Below are 16,117 nucleotides of genomic sequence, written 5' to 3'. Positions count from 1 at the left end.
TTTGCGCGTTTTGTACGAGAAGCGCACTGTCCGTATGGGCTGTTAGCGTATGACATAAGGAAAACAGGGGTTTGGGAGTTGTAATATGCTAGTCTGCCATATAACAAATCGCGGATTGCTGACTGATTAATGGGGGATTGTCTGTGAAAATCGGCACACCAAAAGAGACGTTTGAAGGCGAGAATAGGGTCGCGATGACCCCGGCCTCGGCCAAAGATTTGCAAAAGCTGGGCTATGAATGCTTGATCGAAACCGGCGCGGGCACGGCTGCTGGTTTTTCGGACCAAGCTTATGCCGATGCTGGCGTTGAGGTCGTAAAAACGGGTGCTGCGCTGTTCAAGGCGGCTGATATCGTCGCCAAGGTTCGCCCACCATCAGACACCGAAGTAAAGCGGTTGCGCGATGGCCAGACGCTGATTTCCTTCTTCTATCCAGCGCAGAACGCTGAGCTGATGGACGCCGCCAATAAAAAAGGCGCAAGCGTTATCGCAATGGACATGGTTCCGCGCATCAGCCGCGCCCAAAAGATGGATGCGCTTTCGTCGATGGCAAACATCGCGGGTTACCGCGCCGTGATCGAGGCTGGTAACAACTTTGGACGGTTCTTTACCGGGCAGATTACCGCTGCGGGCAAGGTTCCACCAGCAAAGGTATTGGTCGTGGGGGCAGGCGTTGCCGGTCTTGCTGCGATTGGTACGTCAACCAGTCTTGGTGCGATCACCTATGCATTCGACGTACGCCCAGAAGTGGCTGAGCAAGTTGAATCGATGGGCGCTGAATTTGTGTTCCTCGACTTTGAAGAAGAACAGCAAGACGGCTCCGCGACAGGCGGTTATGCCGCTGTTTCCAGCCCTGAATTTGCGGCGGCCCAACTGGCCAAGTTCCGTGAAATCGCGCCAGAAATGGACATCGTTATCACAACAGCCCTAATCCCAGGCCGCGACGCGCCAGAGCTGTGGACCAAAGACATGGTCGAAAGCATGAAGCCGGGTTCGGTTATTGTGGACCTTGCGGCCGAACGCGGTGGTAACTGTAAGCTGACCGTAAAAGATGAAAAGATCGTCACCGAAAACGGTGTGACAATCATCGGCTACACAGATTTCCCAAGCCGGATGGCAGCGCAGGCTTCAACATTATACGCTACGAACATTCGCCACATGATGACGGATCTGACACCCGAAAAAGATGGTGTGCCAAATCACAACATGGAAGACGATGTGATCCGAGGGGCGACTGCGACCCATAAGGGCGAAATTACGTTCCCACCGCCACCGCCCAAAGTGGCAGCGATTGCTGCTGCTCCGAAAAAGGAAGCTCCAAGAGAGCTAACAGCTGAGGAGAAGCGCGCCAAGGAAGTTGCTGACTTTAAAGCGCAAACCAAAAACCAAGTGACCCTACTAGCCGTTGGCGCGGCGCTGTTGCTTGGCGTCGGCCTTGTCGCTCCGGCCAGCTTTATGCAGCACTTTATCGTCTTTGTGTTGTCAGTATTCGTCGGCTTCCAAGTCATTTGGAATGTCTCGCACTCGCTTCATACACCGCTGATGGCGGTGACGAACGCGATTTCATCAATCATCATTCTTGGTGCGCTTATGCAGATCGGATCAGGGTCAGCCCTTGTGATCATCCTGGCGGCACTGTCGGTCTTTATGACTGGTATCAACATCTTTGGTGGTTTCCTCGTGACACGGCGCATGCTCGCCATGTTCCAGAAGTCGTAAGGGAGTAAGGGACAAATGGATTTCGGATTTACAACAGCGGCCTATGTGGTCGCAGCAGTCCTCTTTATCCTCTCACTTGGGGGGCTTTCGGGGCAAGAAAGCGCAAAACGCGCTGTTTGGTATGGCATTGCAGGCATGGCGCTTGCGGTTGTCGCAACTCTAATCGGACCGGGTTCTGGTCTATGGTTCTTGTCGCTAGTACTGATCGCTGGCGGTGGTGCCATCGGTTACATGCTGGCCACAAAGGTTCAGATGACCCAAATGCCAGAGCTGGTCGCAGCGATGCACAGCCTCGTTGGTTTGGCCGCAGTGTTTGTCGGCTTTATCGCCCACTTTGAAATCGGGAATGTACAAAGCGGCATTTACGGCGATGATCTGGGCACATTCGCTGACCTTATCGCACATAAGTCAGCGGTTGAGATCAACATCCTGCGCGTTGAGCTGTTCCTTGGCATCTTTATCGGTGCGGTCACGTTCACAGGTTCGGTCATTGCTTATGGCAAGCTGGCTGGCAAAGTGAACTCTGCCGCGACGAAACTGCCCGGCGGTCACATGCTGAACGCGGGTGCTGCGATCATCTCAGTGATCGCGCTGATCTGGTACTTCAATGCTGGTGCGTTCCTGCCTCTGTTCGTGATGACGTTGATGGCGCTGTTCATCGGTTATCACCTGATCATGGGAATTGGTGGCGCGGATATGCCTGTCGTTGTTTCCATGCTGAACAGCTACTCTGGCTGGGCGGCTGCCGCGATTGGTTTCAGCCTTGGCAACGATCTGCTGATTGTTGTGGGCGCGCTGGTTGGTTCTTCTGGTGCGATCCTGTCCTACATCATGTGTAAGGCGATGAACCGCAGCTTTGTTTCCGTGATCCTTGGTGGCTTCGGCGGTACTGCTGGGCCGCAGATGGAAGTCGAAGGCGAGCAGGTTGCGATCGATGCAGACGGTGTTGCAACTGCGCTGAACGAAGCTGACAGCATCATCATCATCCCCGGCTATGGTATGGCGGTTGCGCAGGCGCAGCAAAGCGTGTCTGAACTGGTGCGCAAGCTACGCGCCAAGGGAAAAAACGTGCGCTTTGCCATTCACCCTGTGGCGGGGCGTCTGCCGGGCCACATGAACGTGCTGCTGGCCGAAGCCAAAGTGCCATATGACATCGTGATGGAAATGGACGAGATCAACGAAGACTTCCCTGGTACGGACGTCGCCATCGTGATCGGCTCCAATGACATCGTGAACCCAGCGGCGCAAGACGATCCAAACAGCCCAATCGCAGGGATGCCTGTTCTAGAATGCTGGAAAGCGAAACAGGTGTTTGTATCCAAACGTGGTCAAGGTACTGGCTATTCCGGCATCGAAAACCCGCTGTTCTTTAAAGACAACACGCGGATGTTCTATGGCGATGCGAAGAAGTCTTTGGACGAGTTGTTGCCAAAAATCGATTAAGTTAGGTGGATTAAAATCCACCCTACGCAGGCCTCGCCATTTATTTGGCGGGGCTTTTTCGTTTTCGCGGGCGCAGGAAATACAAGGTTATTGGTAGTCCGACACCGGCAAACTCTAAATGACCCAAAACAACCTAATCTTAGACAATCCATGATAGTGTTTTGGGTATGAAAGCTTGGGGCAACAGAGAGCAGGCGGCGTTATGTCAACGAAAATGAAGTTGTCCGGAAAATGCATGTGCGGGGCAGATAAAGTCGTCGGCGCAGCGAATGAACCCAAGGTGACAACCTGTCATTGCGATATGTGCCGTCGCTGGTCGTCCGGGCCATTCTTTGAAGTGACCTGTGGCAATGTAGAATTCGAAGGTGAGGAAAACATTTCGAGGATACGCTCATCAAAATGGGCGGAACGTGGATTCTGTAACAAATGCGGATCAAATCTATTCTACCACATTATCGATAGTAGCGAATTTCAAATAGCGGCCGGACTTTTTGATGATCAGTCAGGTTTGCAGCTTTCTATGCAGGTATTCATCGATAGCAAACCGCCGTTCTATACATTGGCGGATAAGACAGACGCGATGACAGGCGCTGAAGTTTTTGCCGCATATGCTCCTCCGCCTGAGTAGCTTTTCCGCACGAATGCTCTCTTGGCGTCGCTAACAGGCTGACAATTCTTGCTTGCCGCATGGCCCCATTACGGGTCACGATATGACAAAAGCCGCAGGCATGGAGACCGAGAATGCCCATTACCGTTGGCCCGATCACCCTTTACATGGGCCCCGATACCGTCGGTGGGCCAGATAGCCTTGAGACGCCGATTATCGATTTTATTGGTGCCGCGCAGTCTGAGCTATTGGTCTGCGTGCAAGAGCTAGACCATCGTCCCATCGCAGACGCCTTGATCACTGCGTCGCGTCGTGGTGTTCGTGTGCGTGCAATTATGGAACAGGATTACCTGCGCGAGAAAAACGCACCTGATCCCGATAGCCTTGGTGCGCAAGAGGTAAACCGTGAATTGCTGATGCGTATTTTGCGGGCGGGTGTGGACGCCAAAGCGGATTATAACCCAGCCATTTTCCATCAGAAATTCATGATCCGCGACCGGGCGTCGGTGCTGACAGGATCGACCAATTTCACTACAACGGGCGTGACTAAAAACCTGAACCATATTTGCGTGATCCATGACGTCGAGGTCGCGCGCGAATATGGTCGCGAATTTAAACAGCTTCGCCAGGGTACATTTGGCGCGCGCAGCCTATTGATGCCGCGTAAACCGCTTGAAGGGCATGTCGTGGGTGGCATTCGTATTAAGCCGCTGTTTGCGCCAGATCACATGCCAGAGATGGAGTTCATAAAGCAGATGATCAAAGCGGCAGACCGGATTGATTTCGCGGTTTTCACGTTTGCGCAGTCGTCTGGGATTGACGATGCCTTGGTGAACGCTCGGCAAAAGGGTATTGCCGTGAACGGTGTGCTCGACCGCCGACAAGCTAACCAGAAGTGGGCATCGAAGGACACGCTAACCGAAGGGGGCGTGACCTTGCACCAGAACCGTACGGGAACTGGCGTTCGCAAGATTCATCATAAGCTGATGGTCATGGATGATGGGCTGACAATTGTGGGTAGCTACAACTACACCGGCCCCGCGAACCTTGTGAATGATGAGAATATCATCGTCCTAGGTGATCTTGATCTGCCTGATGGCGCGGACCGTGATGCGCAGTTGGCGCTTGGAACATACGCACGCACAGAGATTGAGCGCATCATTCAACATCAATCCGAGCCGATCCCGGTCTAACGATTTTGTACCTGAGTAGAAATGCGCCCCAGCGTGTAGGCTGAGGCGCATTAATCACATATGTGGTTGGCAATTACTGTGCTGGTTGGACCGTTTGGGGCGCAGATGCGACGTGCGAAGGAGCACGCAGCAAACGATCCATTAGCAGGCCACCTGCAGCGATTGACACAAGTGCAAGGATCGCCGCGAATGAGAGGGTGGGTACCCCGGCAAGGCCTGCGCCGACAGTGCAGCCTCCGGCGAGGACACCACCAACACCCATCAGTGCAGCGCCTGCTAGGTAGCGGCCGGTCTGGCGGGGGCTTTCAAAGCTTTGCCACTGGAACCTGCCAGAGATCAGCGACAACGCCAAAGCACCTGCCAGTACTCCCCCCAGAAGACCGACGCCGAAGCTTGGGGATATGGATGAGGACGCAATCCCCCAAAAGAGAGCTTCTGCCGACGGTAATGTGAAGGAGAGGCTTTCCATCGCGATTGGGTCGAACTCGTCATAAAGGACAAAGCCTGTCCCAGCCCATGCCGCGGGCACCAAGAGCCCGATCAATACGCCAAGCCCAAGGTGAACAGGGCGCGCGCCGGAACGCGCAGCAAAGCCAAAAGCGGTCACCGCGATGATAGCGGCCCAGAGCAGGGCACCGCCGGGAAGATCAGCTAATGATACAGTTTCACCCAAAGGCACAGTGACACTTCCCAACGCGCTGCGAACGGGCGCAAGCACGCCTTTCAACGTTGCGTGTGCGACGAAGGCGAAGACCAGCAGCACAGTCAATGCACGCAGATTGCCAGAACCCGTCAACACAGTCAGCCGAGAGACACAGCCGCGGGTCAAAACCATGCCAGCGCCAAACGCCAAGCCGCCGACAATAATTGCGAGGGCAGGTAGCTCGGATGCCATGAAACGATGATCGTCAAAGCTGATCAAACCCGTTGCGGTCACTAGCGTGGTGCCAATCACAGCGGCCGCTAGGGCCGCTAGCCACACGCCCATCGCAGGACGACGTTCTTCTTTGGGGCCAACAAGAGCGCGGCGGATACAGAACCGAGAAGCCTCAGCCAGCCCACCAAAAGCCAAGCCAAGTAGCAAGCCAAGCCAGACGGCAGCCTGGCGGGCGGTGGTTTCTTCAAACCCGAATGTTTCGAACATCATGAGACCTCAGTTAGACGAAATAGAAGCCTCATCTGATAGGGTCATATTCATGAATCAAGTTATTTTGTTTTGATGATGCCGCTGTTTCTAAGAACGCTTTTCCGGTCGAGCCGACGTCTTGGAAATATGTTCGGACAGAGCGGGCCAGGAGGGGATCAATGTTAATGATCTGCCCGCTCTGTCATGTTTTTTGTTCTTTTCTGCGCTCCGCGTTAATGACCGCGAATACGTGGGTCTAGCGCATCGCGCAGGCCGTCACCGATGTAGTTCACCGCCAATACAGTCAGTGAAATTGCAAGGCCAGGCCAGATGACTCGTTCAGGGAAGGCTGTCATCCGGTCGACGCTATCAAACAGGATTTTGCCCCATGTTGGGAAATCTGAAGGAAAGCCAAGACCAAGGAAGGACAGCGCGCTTTCAGTGATGATCGCAGTGGCGAGGCCAAGAGTAGCCGAGACGAGAATAGGGGACATCACGTTGGGCAATAGGTGGCGCGTAATCATGCGGCGGGCAGGGGTCCCGATGGAACGAGCGGCAAGTACGAACTCACGCTCTTTCAGAGCCATGACATCACCACGGACGATCCGCGCGGTTTGCATCCAAGATGTAATCCCGATGCCTGTCACGATCAGAATGAAGATCCCATTCTCTGGACCAAATGCAGCACGCAGAGGGTCGCGGAATAGCAGCATCATTACTAGCAAAAGCGGCAGCAATGGCAGTGCAAGAACAAGGTCGGTAAAGCGCATCAACAGACCGTCTAGGCGCTTGAAGTATCCTGCAAGAACGCCAATCAGCGTCCCAAGGAAAACTGACAAGATCATCGCCGTCCACCCAACAGCAAGCGAGATACGCCCGCCCTGCATGATGTTCGCCATGATATCGCGACCAAGGTTATCGGTGCCCATCGGGTTCGACCAAGCGATCTTTGCGTCGCTGTCAAACAGCCACATGTAAATCGGGCGCACGTCTTTGTTGCGGATATTCAGTTTGCCCGGATCGACGTCCCACAAGACTGGGCCGATCGTCACAAACAGTGAAATGAAGACCAGAAAGCACAGGCCAGCAACCGCACCTTTGTGCGTTTTGAACTGGGCCCAAACATCCCACCACTGATTGCGTGGCTTTTCGACGGCGTTCATGGTTGCATCAGTCATAGCGGATCCTCGGGTCAAGAATGCCGTAGAGAACATCGGCGATCAGGTTCATCATGACGATCAGTACCGCCAGCAGGAATGTGATGGTCATCACCATCGGAATGTCAGAGCCTTGCAGCGCGATGATCAGCAGCTGCCCAAGGCCGTTCACCTTAAAGATTTGCTCGGTGATGATGGCTCCGCCAAAGATCGACGGGATACCAAGCGCGATCACTGTAATGACCGGGATCATCGAATTCCGCAGCACGTGCTTAAGAACCACGACGCTTTCTGACATGCCTTTGGCGCGGGCTGTGCGGACGTAATCTTGGCCCAAGTTGTCTAGCATAGACGCACGCATGTAACGGCTGACCTGTGCCGTAGTTTGCAGTGCAAGAACCATCACCGGCATTACCATTTGGCGAAGTTGGAAGACAAAGCTATCCCAGTCATTCACCACATGGGTCGTGTCGTAGATTGATGGCAACCACTTTAGCTGGACCGAGAAGATCACGATCAGCAAGACACCGGAAAAGAAGGGCGGAACGGAAAAGCCAATCATCGAGACGAACGTTCCAGCCTGATCGAACACTGAATACTGGCGGTATGCACTGATGATCCCAATTGGCAGCGCGATAAGAACGCCGACCACATAGGACATGCCAACGACCCAAAGAGTCTGGGGCATACGTTCTGCAATCACGTCAAAGACGGGGCTGCGGGATTGAAAGCTGATGATCCGCTGTGCGCCATCGGCAAAGTTGGTCCCAAAGGCATTGTCGATCCAGTATTGTGGTTCAACAATAAAGAACTGCTTGAGCCAAAGCGGGAAGCGCACCCACCATGGTTCTCCCAGGCCAAGCGCGAGGCGCATTTTTTCTTTGACTTCTGGTGGGATGGTCAATGGCATTTGCGCCATTGGATCGCCGGGGGCGAGTTCAAGCAGCATGAAGATCACGAAAGCAATGAACAAAAGCGTCGGGATCGAGATGAGCAATCTGCGAATGGTATAGATCAGCACGGGCAACGCCTCAGGTCAGAACTTTGGAAAGGAAGCAGGGCGAAAGAATTCCGCCCTGCTGTGTCGTAAAAGGTAGGTGGGTTAAAACCCACCCTACGATGTCTTAGCGGTTGTCGCCGACACGGTACCAATCAGCTACGTTCCATAGCTCAGTGTCCCATGTGTTTAGAACAACACCAGCAAGGCTGTTTGCGTGCGCAGATACGCGACCACGATCAACCAGCGGCACGATTGTCATCGTGTCTTTGGTCAGCATGTCGTTCATTTCAATCGCGATACGGCTACGCTCTGCCTGATCGGCTGTGGCACCCAATTCTGCGACCAATGCGTCATACGCAGGATCACAGAAACGGTTGATGTTTTCACCCTGCCACTGTGTGTCTGGACGTGGAGCTTTGTCACAAGAATACATTGATAGGTATGCCTGTGGGTCTGTGCCATCAAAGTTGTTGGCGTACATTTCAACGTCTGCATAGAAACGCTGGAATGTGTCAGGCGAACCTGGGTCACCACCAAAGAAGACGGATGCGTCGATGTTGCGCAGTTCGGTTTCAACACCGATCTCGCCCCACCATTCTTTGATCAACGCTTGGAAATCCTGACGGACTGCGTTGGTCGAAGTCTGGTAAAGAATGCGCAGCTCAACACCGTCTTTTTCACGGACGCCGTCGCCGTTGCTATCTACCCAGCCAGCGCCATCAAGAAGTGCTTTTGCACCTTCGATGTCTTGAACCAAGCAACCTGTGTTTTCGGTAGAAGCATAGATTTCTGGACCGGGAACAAGGTTACATGTCGGGCGACCAGCCTGACCATAGCCAACTTCAACCAGAAGGTCGCGATCGATTGCCATGGAAAGCGCGCGGCGCACAGCTTCGTCGCTCAGGAATGGGTGCGGTGCATCAGCAGTTGAACGCACGCCTTCTTCCAGCGATGGGGATGGATCGGTCAGGTTCATTTCCAGACGCTCAACCAACGTGCCGAATGCAGACACAGGTGTACCAACACCAGCTTCGGCCATGGACGCGATGACATCGGGTGCCAGCTGCAGGTTCCAAGCGTAGTCAAACTCGCCTGTTTCTAGAACAGCACGACCAGCCGCAGTCGCGTCGCCGCCACCTTTGAAAGTCACTGTTGCAAAGGCTGGTTTGCCCGGGTCACGGTAGTTGTCGTTAGCGACTAGCTGGATCACGTCGTTTGTACGGAATTCAGTGACGACAAATGGACCAGTACCAATTGGGCCAAAGTTGGCATCTGTACACTCCGGCGCTTTGGCACCAAGGCAATCAGCAAACTGTGCCGCTTGGATGATAGGTGACTGACCGCCCATGAATGGGCCATATGGGTTTGGCTGTGGGCCTGTGAATGTGACCTTAACAGTCAGATCGTCGATGGCTTCAACTGTATCAACGCCTTCGAACTTTGAAAGCTGTGCACAGCCGCCCTCTGGGTCCATGCAGTATTGTGCAGTGAACACGACGTCAGCAGAAGTCACAGGCGTGCCGTCAGACCAAAGCAGGCCTTCTTTTAGCTTCCATGTGATGGATGTCAGGTCTTCGGAAACGCCACCGTTACCAACGGTTGGGATTTCTTCGGCCAGATATGCCACTTTGGCACCAGTCTGGTCGTAGCGCGCAAGTGGTTCGAGGATCAGGCTTGCAGATTCAATATCTTTTGTCCCGCCCGAAAGATATGGGTTCAGGATGGATGGCGCTTGCCAATAAATGATGTTGAGCTGACCGTCACGACCGCGTTCGCCTTCATGCGCATCGGCAAATGCCATTGGCGCAAGGGCGACTGTCGCAACAGCACTAAGCAGAGCTGTCTTGAGTTTCATTTTATCTTCTCCTTGTTGGTGCTCTTGTTTGACCTCGGGACCTGCCGTTTATTCGGCAGTGTCGTTGTTATTCTGGTAGAGGTGGCACGCCGTGAACCGGCCAGGTGCGACCTCAAAATACTCGGGTTCAACTGTTTTGCAGATGTCCATCACTGATGGGCAACGCGTGCAGAAATTGCAGCCTTCGGGTGGGTTCGCAGGCGATGGCACGTCGCCTTGCAAAACAATCCGTTCGTTTTTCTGCGCAAGGCTTGGGTCCGGCTCGGGTACAGCCGATAGCAGTGCTTGGGTGTAAGGGTGCAACGGTTCAGCATAAAGCGCCTCTCGCGGAGCGAGCTCGACGATTTTGCCAAGGTACATCACGGCCACGCGTGTCGCGATATGGCGCACCATTGATAGATCGTGACTGATAAACAGATATGTCAGGCCAAGCCGTTCTTGCAGATCTTCAAGTAGGTTAACCACTTGCGCCTGAATAGACACGTCAAGGGCGGCAATAGGTTCATCACAAACGATAAATTTGGGGTTCAGTGCAAGTGCACGTGCGATCCCAATACGTTGACGCTGCCCGCCGGAAAATGCTTGCGGATAGCGTTTGGCAAACTGGCGGTTCAGCCCGACGGCATCCATCAGTTCACCGACCTTTTCGCGCTTTTCAGCCTCGGTAAGGTTGGTGTGCTCGTCCAGAGGTTCTTTGATGATCGCCTCTACTGTCATGCGTGGGTTTAAAGATGCTTGCGGATCTTGGAACACCATCTGCATTGTAGGGCGCATTTTGCGTAGCTTGCTTTGTGATTTGTCACCGATCTCGGTGCCATCAATCGTGATCTCACCCGAGGTAATATCATAAAGACGCAGAACAGCGCGGCCACATGTGGATTTGCCGCAGCCGGATTCACCAACCAGACCAAGTGTTTCGCCTTCCATGACGTCAAAGCTAACGCCATCGACGGCTTTTACTTCGCCGACACGACGGCGCAACAGGCCAGCGTGAATTGGAAAGTGCATCTTTAGATCACGTACGCTGACCAGTGGCGTTTGCGGGGAATCAAGCATCGCGGGGTGCTCCGGTACGGGCATTATAGAAACAAGCGGCATCGTGGCCCGCTCCCAGATCATAACGGGGCGGGTTTTCGTTCGCGCAGCGATCGAATGCGACATCGCAACGATCACGGAATGGGCACGACGATGGAGCGGCTTTGATAATTGGCGGCTGGCCTTCGATTACGGTTAGTCGCGCTGCGCGTTCTCCGTGGATCGTAGGGATCGTTTTCAACAGCGCCCGTGTGTAGGGGTGTTGTGGGTCATTGAACAAATTCGCCACCGGGGCATGTTCAACCACCTGACCACCGTACATCACCATCACGCGATCAGCGATTCCCGCAATCACGCCAAGGTCATGGGTGATCCAAATAACGGCCATGCCCAGCTTAGTGCGCAGCTCTTTCATCAGTTCAAGAATTTGCGCCTGAATGGTCACGTCCAGCGCTGTCGTTGGTTCATCCGCGATCAGAACCTGCGGGTCACACGCCAATGCAATCGCGATCATGACGCGCTGGCGCATCCCGCCAGAAAACTGGTGCGGATAGTCACCCAAGCGGCGTTTCGCATCCGGTATACCGACAAGCTCCAGCAATTCTTGCGCACGCGCTGCTGCTTGCTTTTTATTCATTCCCATGTGTTTGCGCAGCGGTTCCATGACTTGGACACCGACTGTGAACACAGGGTTTAGCGAGGTCATTGGATCCTGGAAAACGAATCCGATTTTACCACCGCGCACGGCGCGCAGCGTTTCGGCATCGACGTCCAACAGATTCTTGTCGTCAAACATCACCGAGCCATGGCGTACCTCCGCAGGCGGAGAGGGCAGTAGCCCAAGCAACGACATCATCGTGACAGATTTTCCCGACCCGCTTTCGCCGACGACGCCCAGCAGTTCGCCGGGACGCAGTGAAAAGCTCACGTCATTTACGGCGTGCACTTCGCCGGATCGAGTTTTGAATACAGTTTTGAGGTCCCGGACATCCAGAACAGGCAAAGCCCCATCGGGCATATAGAACCTCCCACGTGGTTCGGATTAATTATTAGCACATCCACTGTTTTTTAGGCATTGTGGATTTTTACCAAACGGTAACATTTATTTTAGGGGCCGCAAGACGTTTCAAGTTTGCACCTCGTCGTCATCCACGCAAGACTGCGTTTGCCACCACTTTGAACAGATGCTCATACAAGTGGCGGCAATTGCAGCACAAGAAGGAAAACGCATGACGCTCACTGCACGAGCAATAATGGATCGTTTGGTTTCTTTTCCAACGGTTAGCACACAAAGCAATTTAGAACTTATTGAATTTGTTGAAAAATACCTAGAAGAAATAGGTGTGAAATCGCAACGCGTGATGAATGAAGACGGCGATAAAGCAGCACTTTATGCGCACGTAGGACCGCAAATTGATGGCGGTGTTGTGCTGTCCGGACACACCGATGTTGTTCCGATTGAAGGCCAAAAATGGGATAGCGACCCGTTCACAGTGACGGAACGTCAGGGTAAATTATATGGTCGCGGAACGTGTGACATGAAAGGGTTTGACGCGCTCGCGTTGTGGGCGGTGACACTTGCCAGCCAGCGCGAGTTGAAACGCCCGTTACAAATCGCACTAAGTTATGATGAAGAGATCGGCTGCACCGGTGCGCCGCCAATGATCGAACATATGATCAGCAAAGGAATGCCGCGTGCGGACACCGTAATTGTTGGCGAACCGTCGATGATGAAGGTCGTAACAGGCCACAAAGGCGGTATCGGCTATCACATGCATTTTCATGGATTCGAGGTGCATTCATCGCTGCTTCATACGGGTGTCAGTGCGATCATGATGGCTGCCAAATTAATTGATTGGGCGAATCAGGTGAACGCAGAAAACGCTGCAAAACCTGTTGCCGACATCGACAAAGATTTCGTGCCTCCCTACACAACGTTGCATGTTGGCACGATCAATGGTGGGACTGCCCATAATATCACCGCTAAGGACTGCACCTTTGACGTGACATTCCGCGTTGTGCCCGGCGAAAGCATCACTTTGTGGCGTGCGCGTTTCCTCGAAAAGGTCGCCGAACTGAGGGCCGAGATGAAGGCCGTGCATCCCGACGCAGGAATCACCGCTGAACAGTTTTTCGAATTACCCGGACTTGCACCAGAAACCGACGGCAGCGCCGAAACGCTTGCGCGACAGTTGACTGGGGCGAATGGAAGCGATGTTGTTAGCTATGGCACTGAAGCAGGTCATTTTCAGGCGCGCGGCTATTCTGTGGTGGTCTGCGGCCCGGGTAATATCGAACAGGCGCATCAGGCAAACGAATACATCAGCACTGAACAGTTCCAACAAGGCGAGGCCTTTATGACCGCACTAGTTGAAAGACTGTCGCAGTGAAGCCCTTTCCGATTTCCGTCGCCGACCCAATTTCTTACCCCGGTCCGCTACCTGCGCAGGCCGATGTTGTCGTCATCGGCGGTGGTATTCTTGGCGTGATGTCCGCATGGGAACTGGCAAAGCGCGGAACGAAAGTTGTCTTGCTTGAAAAAGGCCGAATCGCGGCCGAGCAATCATCGCGTAACTGGGGCTGGGTCCGTGCACAGGGTAGGGATGCCGCCGAGGTTCCGATTATGCTGGATGCCGCACAAATGTGGCGGCAGATGGCAGATGAAATCGGCGAAGACATTGGCCTGCGCCAAAGCGGAGTGACCTACCTTGCTGCGACCGAGAAAGACTTGGCGCGATACGCCGATTGGCTGCCGATCGCCAAAGAACATGGGCTAGATACCGTCGTTTTAGGTGCAAAAGAAACGGCCGCCCAATTCGAAGGTTCAGTCACGCCGTGGGCGGGCGCGCTATGGACACCCGGCGACATGCGCGCCGAACCATGGATTGCTGTTCCGGCACTGGCCCGAGCCGCCGCACGAGATGGCGTTACGATAATCGAAGGCTGCGCTGCGCGTATGATCGAAACCGCAGCAGGTCGCGTGTCTGGCGTTGTGACAGAAATGGGCAGCATTGCTGCTTCATCTGTTGTGGTCGCGGGCGGGGCGTGGTCGTCGCTATTTTTACGGCGACACGGCGTAAAAATTCCGCAATTGTCTGTGCGCGCAACGGTTGCTGCAACTGCCCCAATCGAGAATTTGCACGACGGTGCCGCAGTCGATAATCGCCTCGCGTTTCGGCGCAGGCAGGACGGTGGCTATACTCTAGCCGCGTCAGGATTTCATGAACTCTATGTCGGGCCAGACGCGTTTCGCGCCTTTGGCAGTTTTACGGCGCAATTGATGCAAGACCCAATGGGTACGCGTCTAAAGGCGGTAGCGCCAAAGGATTACCCGGATGCGTGGGGAACTTCGCGGCGTTGGTCCGCTGATGAAATCAGCCCGTTCGAGAAAATGCGCGTGCTGAACCCTGCGCCAAACATGAAGAAGGTACACGGCATGGCAAAGGCGTTTGCCGATACCTACCCACATCTTGGCAAGGTTGAGATCACGACCGCTTGGGCGGGGATGATCGACACGATGCCAGATTTGGTACCTGTCGTTGACAACGCTACTGATATTCCCGGGCTGACCATCGCGACCGGCATGTGTGGCCATGGCTTTGGCATTGGCCCCGGATTTGGTCGCGTCACGGCGCAGCTTGTGACCGGAGAAACACCAACCCACGATATTAGCCGCTTCCGGCTTTCCCGCTTTCACGATGGATCCAAGCTGACACTTGGCCCAAACCTTTGACCCCTTGTGACCTGTGAACAAACACGACACGATCACGCCTTACCTACTGGAGAGACCCCAATGCCCGTCAAAAACCGTTTCGCAGAACTGCTACCAGAAATCACCGCATGGCGACGAGACTTGCATGAGAACCCTGAAATCTTGTTCGAAACGCACCGGACTTCCGCGATGGTTGCCGACAAGCTTAAGGAATTCGGATGCGATGAGATCGTGACTGGCATCGGGCGGACCGGCGTCGTTGGCGTGATTAAAGGTAAGACAGATAGCTCTGGCAAGGTGATTGGTCTGCGTGCGGATATGGACGCATTGCCAATCCACGAACAAACCGGGCTTGAGTACAAATCAAAGACTGACGGCGCAATGCACGCCTGTGGTCATGACGGCCACACAGCAATGCTGCTGGGGGCCGCTAAATATCTGGCAGAAACGCGGAACTTTGACGGGACCGTTGTTGTGATTTTCCAGCCAGCCGAAGAAGGTGGCGGTGGCGGTCGCGAGATGTGCGAAGATGGCATGATGGACCGCTGGAATATCCAAGAGGTCTACGGCATGCACAACTGGCCGGGCCACGAAGTCGGATCATTCGCCATCCGCCCCGGCGCGTTTTTCGCTGCCACCGACCAATTCGACATCACTATCGAAGGGCTGGGCGGACACGCAGCCAAGCCGCATCAGACCGTGGATTCTGTCGTTGTTGCCGCCCATGTCGTGACGGCGCTACAAACAATCGCCAGCCGCAATGCCGACCCAGTTGATCAGGTCGTTGTCTCTGTCACATCAATCGAATCTTCGTCCAAAGCGTTCAACGTCATTGCGCAGCGAGTCCAACTAAAAGGAACCGTGCGTACGATGTCGAAAGAGATGCGTGATCAAGCGGAAACACGTCTGAAAGCCATCTGCGAAGGGACAGCGGCGACATTTGGCGCGACTGCTGAGGTGACATATTATCGTGGCTACCCATGCATGGTGAACCATGAAGAACAGACTGAATTTGCTGCAGATGTGGCGAAATCAGTGTCCGGAGCCTGTGAAGACGCCCCATTGGTCATGGGCGGCGAAGATTTCGCATTCATGCTCGAAGAACGTCCGGGCGCGTATATCCTTGTTGGAAACGGCGATTCCGCCGACGTGCACAATCCGCATTACAATTTCAACGACGATGCTATCCCGGCTGGCTGTAGCTGGTGGGCCGAAATCGTTGAGAAACGTATGCCCGCCGCGTAACTTGTCCGCGCGCAAGTCAACTTTGG

General features: G+C 54.2%; 13 protein-coding genes. 7 read left to right on the top strand and 6 right to left on the bottom strand.

The genetic code is table 11. The features are described 5' to 3' along the window. The first annotated feature begins 143 nt into the window (after positions 1 to 143). From ACHUEV_RS01850 to ACHUEV_RS01835, 4 genes are all read left to right on the top strand, one after another. Positions 144 to 1,718 carry a Re/Si-specific NAD(P)(+) transhydrogenase subunit alpha gene (locus ACHUEV_RS01850; RefSeq protein ID WP_394177367.1) on the top strand — a complete coding sequence of 525 codons (1,575 nt, stop codon included), beginning with the start codon at positions 144 to 146 and terminating at the stop codon, positions 1,716 to 1,718. 15 nt (positions 1,719 to 1,733) lie between these two features. After that, positions 1,734 to 3,161, top strand: coding sequence for an NAD(P)(+) transhydrogenase (Re/Si-specific) subunit beta (locus ACHUEV_RS01845; protein WP_394177366.1), 1,428 nt, complete (start codon positions 1,734 to 1,736; stop codon positions 3,159 to 3,161). A gap of 202 nt (positions 3,162 to 3,363) precedes the next feature. After that, entirely contained in the window at positions 3,364 to 3,789 is a 426-nt protein-coding gene (locus tag ACHUEV_RS01840) for a GFA family protein (RefSeq protein WP_394177365.1), read from the top strand. A gap of 113 nt (positions 3,790 to 3,902) precedes the next feature. Further along, entirely contained in the window at positions 3,903 to 4,961 is a 1,059-nt protein-coding gene (locus ACHUEV_RS01835) for a phospholipase D-like domain-containing protein (RefSeq protein ID WP_394177364.1), read from the top strand. A gap of 73 nt (positions 4,962 to 5,034) precedes the next feature. Here the strand turns inward: ACHUEV_RS01835 and ACHUEV_RS01830 are convergent, their stop codons facing one another. From ACHUEV_RS01830 to ACHUEV_RS01805, 6 genes are all read right to left on the bottom strand, one after another. After that, complete coding sequence (locus ACHUEV_RS01830; protein ID WP_394177684.1) at positions 5,035 to 6,105, bottom strand: YeeE/YedE family protein; 1,071 nt, start codon at positions 6,103 to 6,105, stop codon at positions 5,035 to 5,037. A 215-nt stretch (positions 6,106 to 6,320) separates the two neighbouring features. Next, positions 6,321 to 7,265, bottom strand: coding sequence for an ABC transporter permease (locus ACHUEV_RS01825; RefSeq protein ID WP_394177363.1), 945 nt, complete (start codon positions 7,263 to 7,265; stop codon positions 6,321 to 6,323). Next, a complete protein-coding gene (locus tag ACHUEV_RS01820) occupies positions 7,258 to 8,265 on the bottom strand; it encodes an ABC transporter permease (protein WP_394177362.1) in 1,008 nt (335 codons plus the stop codon). Before ACHUEV_RS01820 ends, ACHUEV_RS01825 begins: the two co-directional genes overlap by 8 nt. 103 nt (positions 8,266 to 8,368) lie before the next feature. Continuing rightward, positions 8,369 to 10,099 (bottom strand): peptide ABC transporter substrate-binding protein, encoded by a 1,731-nt coding sequence (locus ACHUEV_RS01815; protein ID WP_394177361.1) that lies wholly within the window; start codon positions 10,097 to 10,099, stop codon positions 8,369 to 8,371. A 48-nt stretch (positions 10,100 to 10,147) separates the two neighbouring features. Continuing rightward, entirely contained in the window at positions 10,148 to 11,155 is a 1,008-nt protein-coding gene (locus ACHUEV_RS01810) for an ABC transporter ATP-binding protein (protein WP_394177360.1), read from the bottom strand. After that, a complete protein-coding gene (locus tag ACHUEV_RS01805) occupies positions 11,148 to 12,152 on the bottom strand; it encodes an ABC transporter ATP-binding protein (protein WP_394177359.1) in 1,005 nt (334 codons plus the stop codon). The genes ACHUEV_RS01810 and ACHUEV_RS01805 overlap by 8 nt, the downstream gene beginning before the upstream one ends. 211 nt (positions 12,153 to 12,363) lie before the next feature. Here ACHUEV_RS01805 and argE point away from each other — a divergent pair, with 211 nt between their 5' ends. From argE to ACHUEV_RS01790, 3 genes are read left to right on the top strand one after another with little or no spacing between them, the layout of a single operon-like run. Beyond that, on the top strand, positions 12,364 to 13,524 hold the full coding sequence (gene argE, locus ACHUEV_RS01800) for an acetylornithine deacetylase (protein WP_394177358.1): 1,161 nt from the start codon (positions 12,364 to 12,366) through the stop codon (positions 13,522 to 13,524). Further along, positions 13,521 to 14,867, top strand: coding sequence for an NAD(P)/FAD-dependent oxidoreductase (locus ACHUEV_RS01795; protein WP_394177357.1), 1,347 nt, complete (start codon positions 13,521 to 13,523; stop codon positions 14,865 to 14,867). The genes argE and ACHUEV_RS01795 overlap by 4 nt, the downstream gene beginning before the upstream one ends. A gap of 60 nt (positions 14,868 to 14,927) precedes the next feature. Beyond that, a complete protein-coding gene (locus ACHUEV_RS01790; RefSeq protein ID WP_394177356.1) occupies positions 14,928 to 16,091 on the top strand; it encodes a M20 aminoacylase family protein in 1,164 nt (387 codons plus the stop codon). The last annotated feature ends 26 nt before the right edge of the window (positions 16,092 to 16,117 follow it).

It is taken from the genome of Yoonia maritima, from assembly GCF_043641945.1.
Lineage (GTDB): Bacteria > Pseudomonadota > Alphaproteobacteria > Rhodobacterales > Rhodobacteraceae > Yoonia > Yoonia maritima_B.
This window is presented reverse-complemented; position numbering and strand designations above follow the sequence as displayed.

What these genes read in the sequence shown, in the direction of transcription:
- ACHUEV_RS01845 (WP_394177366.1), top strand. Translation starts at nt 1,734, where the DNA reads ATGGATTTCGGATTTACAACAGCGGCCTATGTGGTCGCAGCAGTCCTC.
- ACHUEV_RS01840 (WP_394177365.1), top strand. Translation starts at nt 3,364, where the DNA reads ATGTCAACGAAAATGAAGTTGTCCGGAAAATGCATGTGCGGGGCAGAT.
- ACHUEV_RS01835 (WP_394177364.1), top strand. Translation starts at nt 3,903, where the DNA reads ATGCCCATTACCGTTGGCCCGATCACCCTTTACATGGGCCCCGATACC.
- ACHUEV_RS01830 (WP_394177684.1), bottom strand. Translation starts at nt 6,105, where the DNA reads ATGTTCGAAACATTCGGGTTTGAAGAAACCACCGCCCGCCAGGCTGCC.
- ACHUEV_RS01825 (WP_394177363.1), bottom strand. Translation starts at nt 7,265, where the DNA reads ATGACTGATGCAACCATGAACGCCGTCGAAAAGCCACGCAATCAGTGG.
- ACHUEV_RS01815 (WP_394177361.1), bottom strand. Translation starts at nt 10,099, where the DNA reads ATGAAACTCAAGACAGCTCTGCTTAGTGCTGTTGCGACAGTCGCCCTT.
- ACHUEV_RS01810 (WP_394177360.1), bottom strand. Translation starts at nt 11,155, where the DNA reads ATGCTTGATTCCCCGCAAACGCCACTGGTCAGCGTACGTGATCTAAAG.
- ACHUEV_RS01805 (WP_394177359.1), bottom strand. Translation starts at nt 12,152, where the DNA reads ATGCCCGATGGGGCTTTGCCTGTTCTGGATGTCCGGGACCTCAAAACT.
- argE (WP_394177358.1), top strand. Translation starts at nt 12,364, where the DNA reads ATGACGCTCACTGCACGAGCAATAATGGATCGTTTGGTTTCTTTTCCA.
- ACHUEV_RS01790 (WP_394177356.1), top strand. Translation starts at nt 14,928, where the DNA reads ATGCCCGTCAAAAACCGTTTCGCAGAACTGCTACCAGAAATCACCGCA.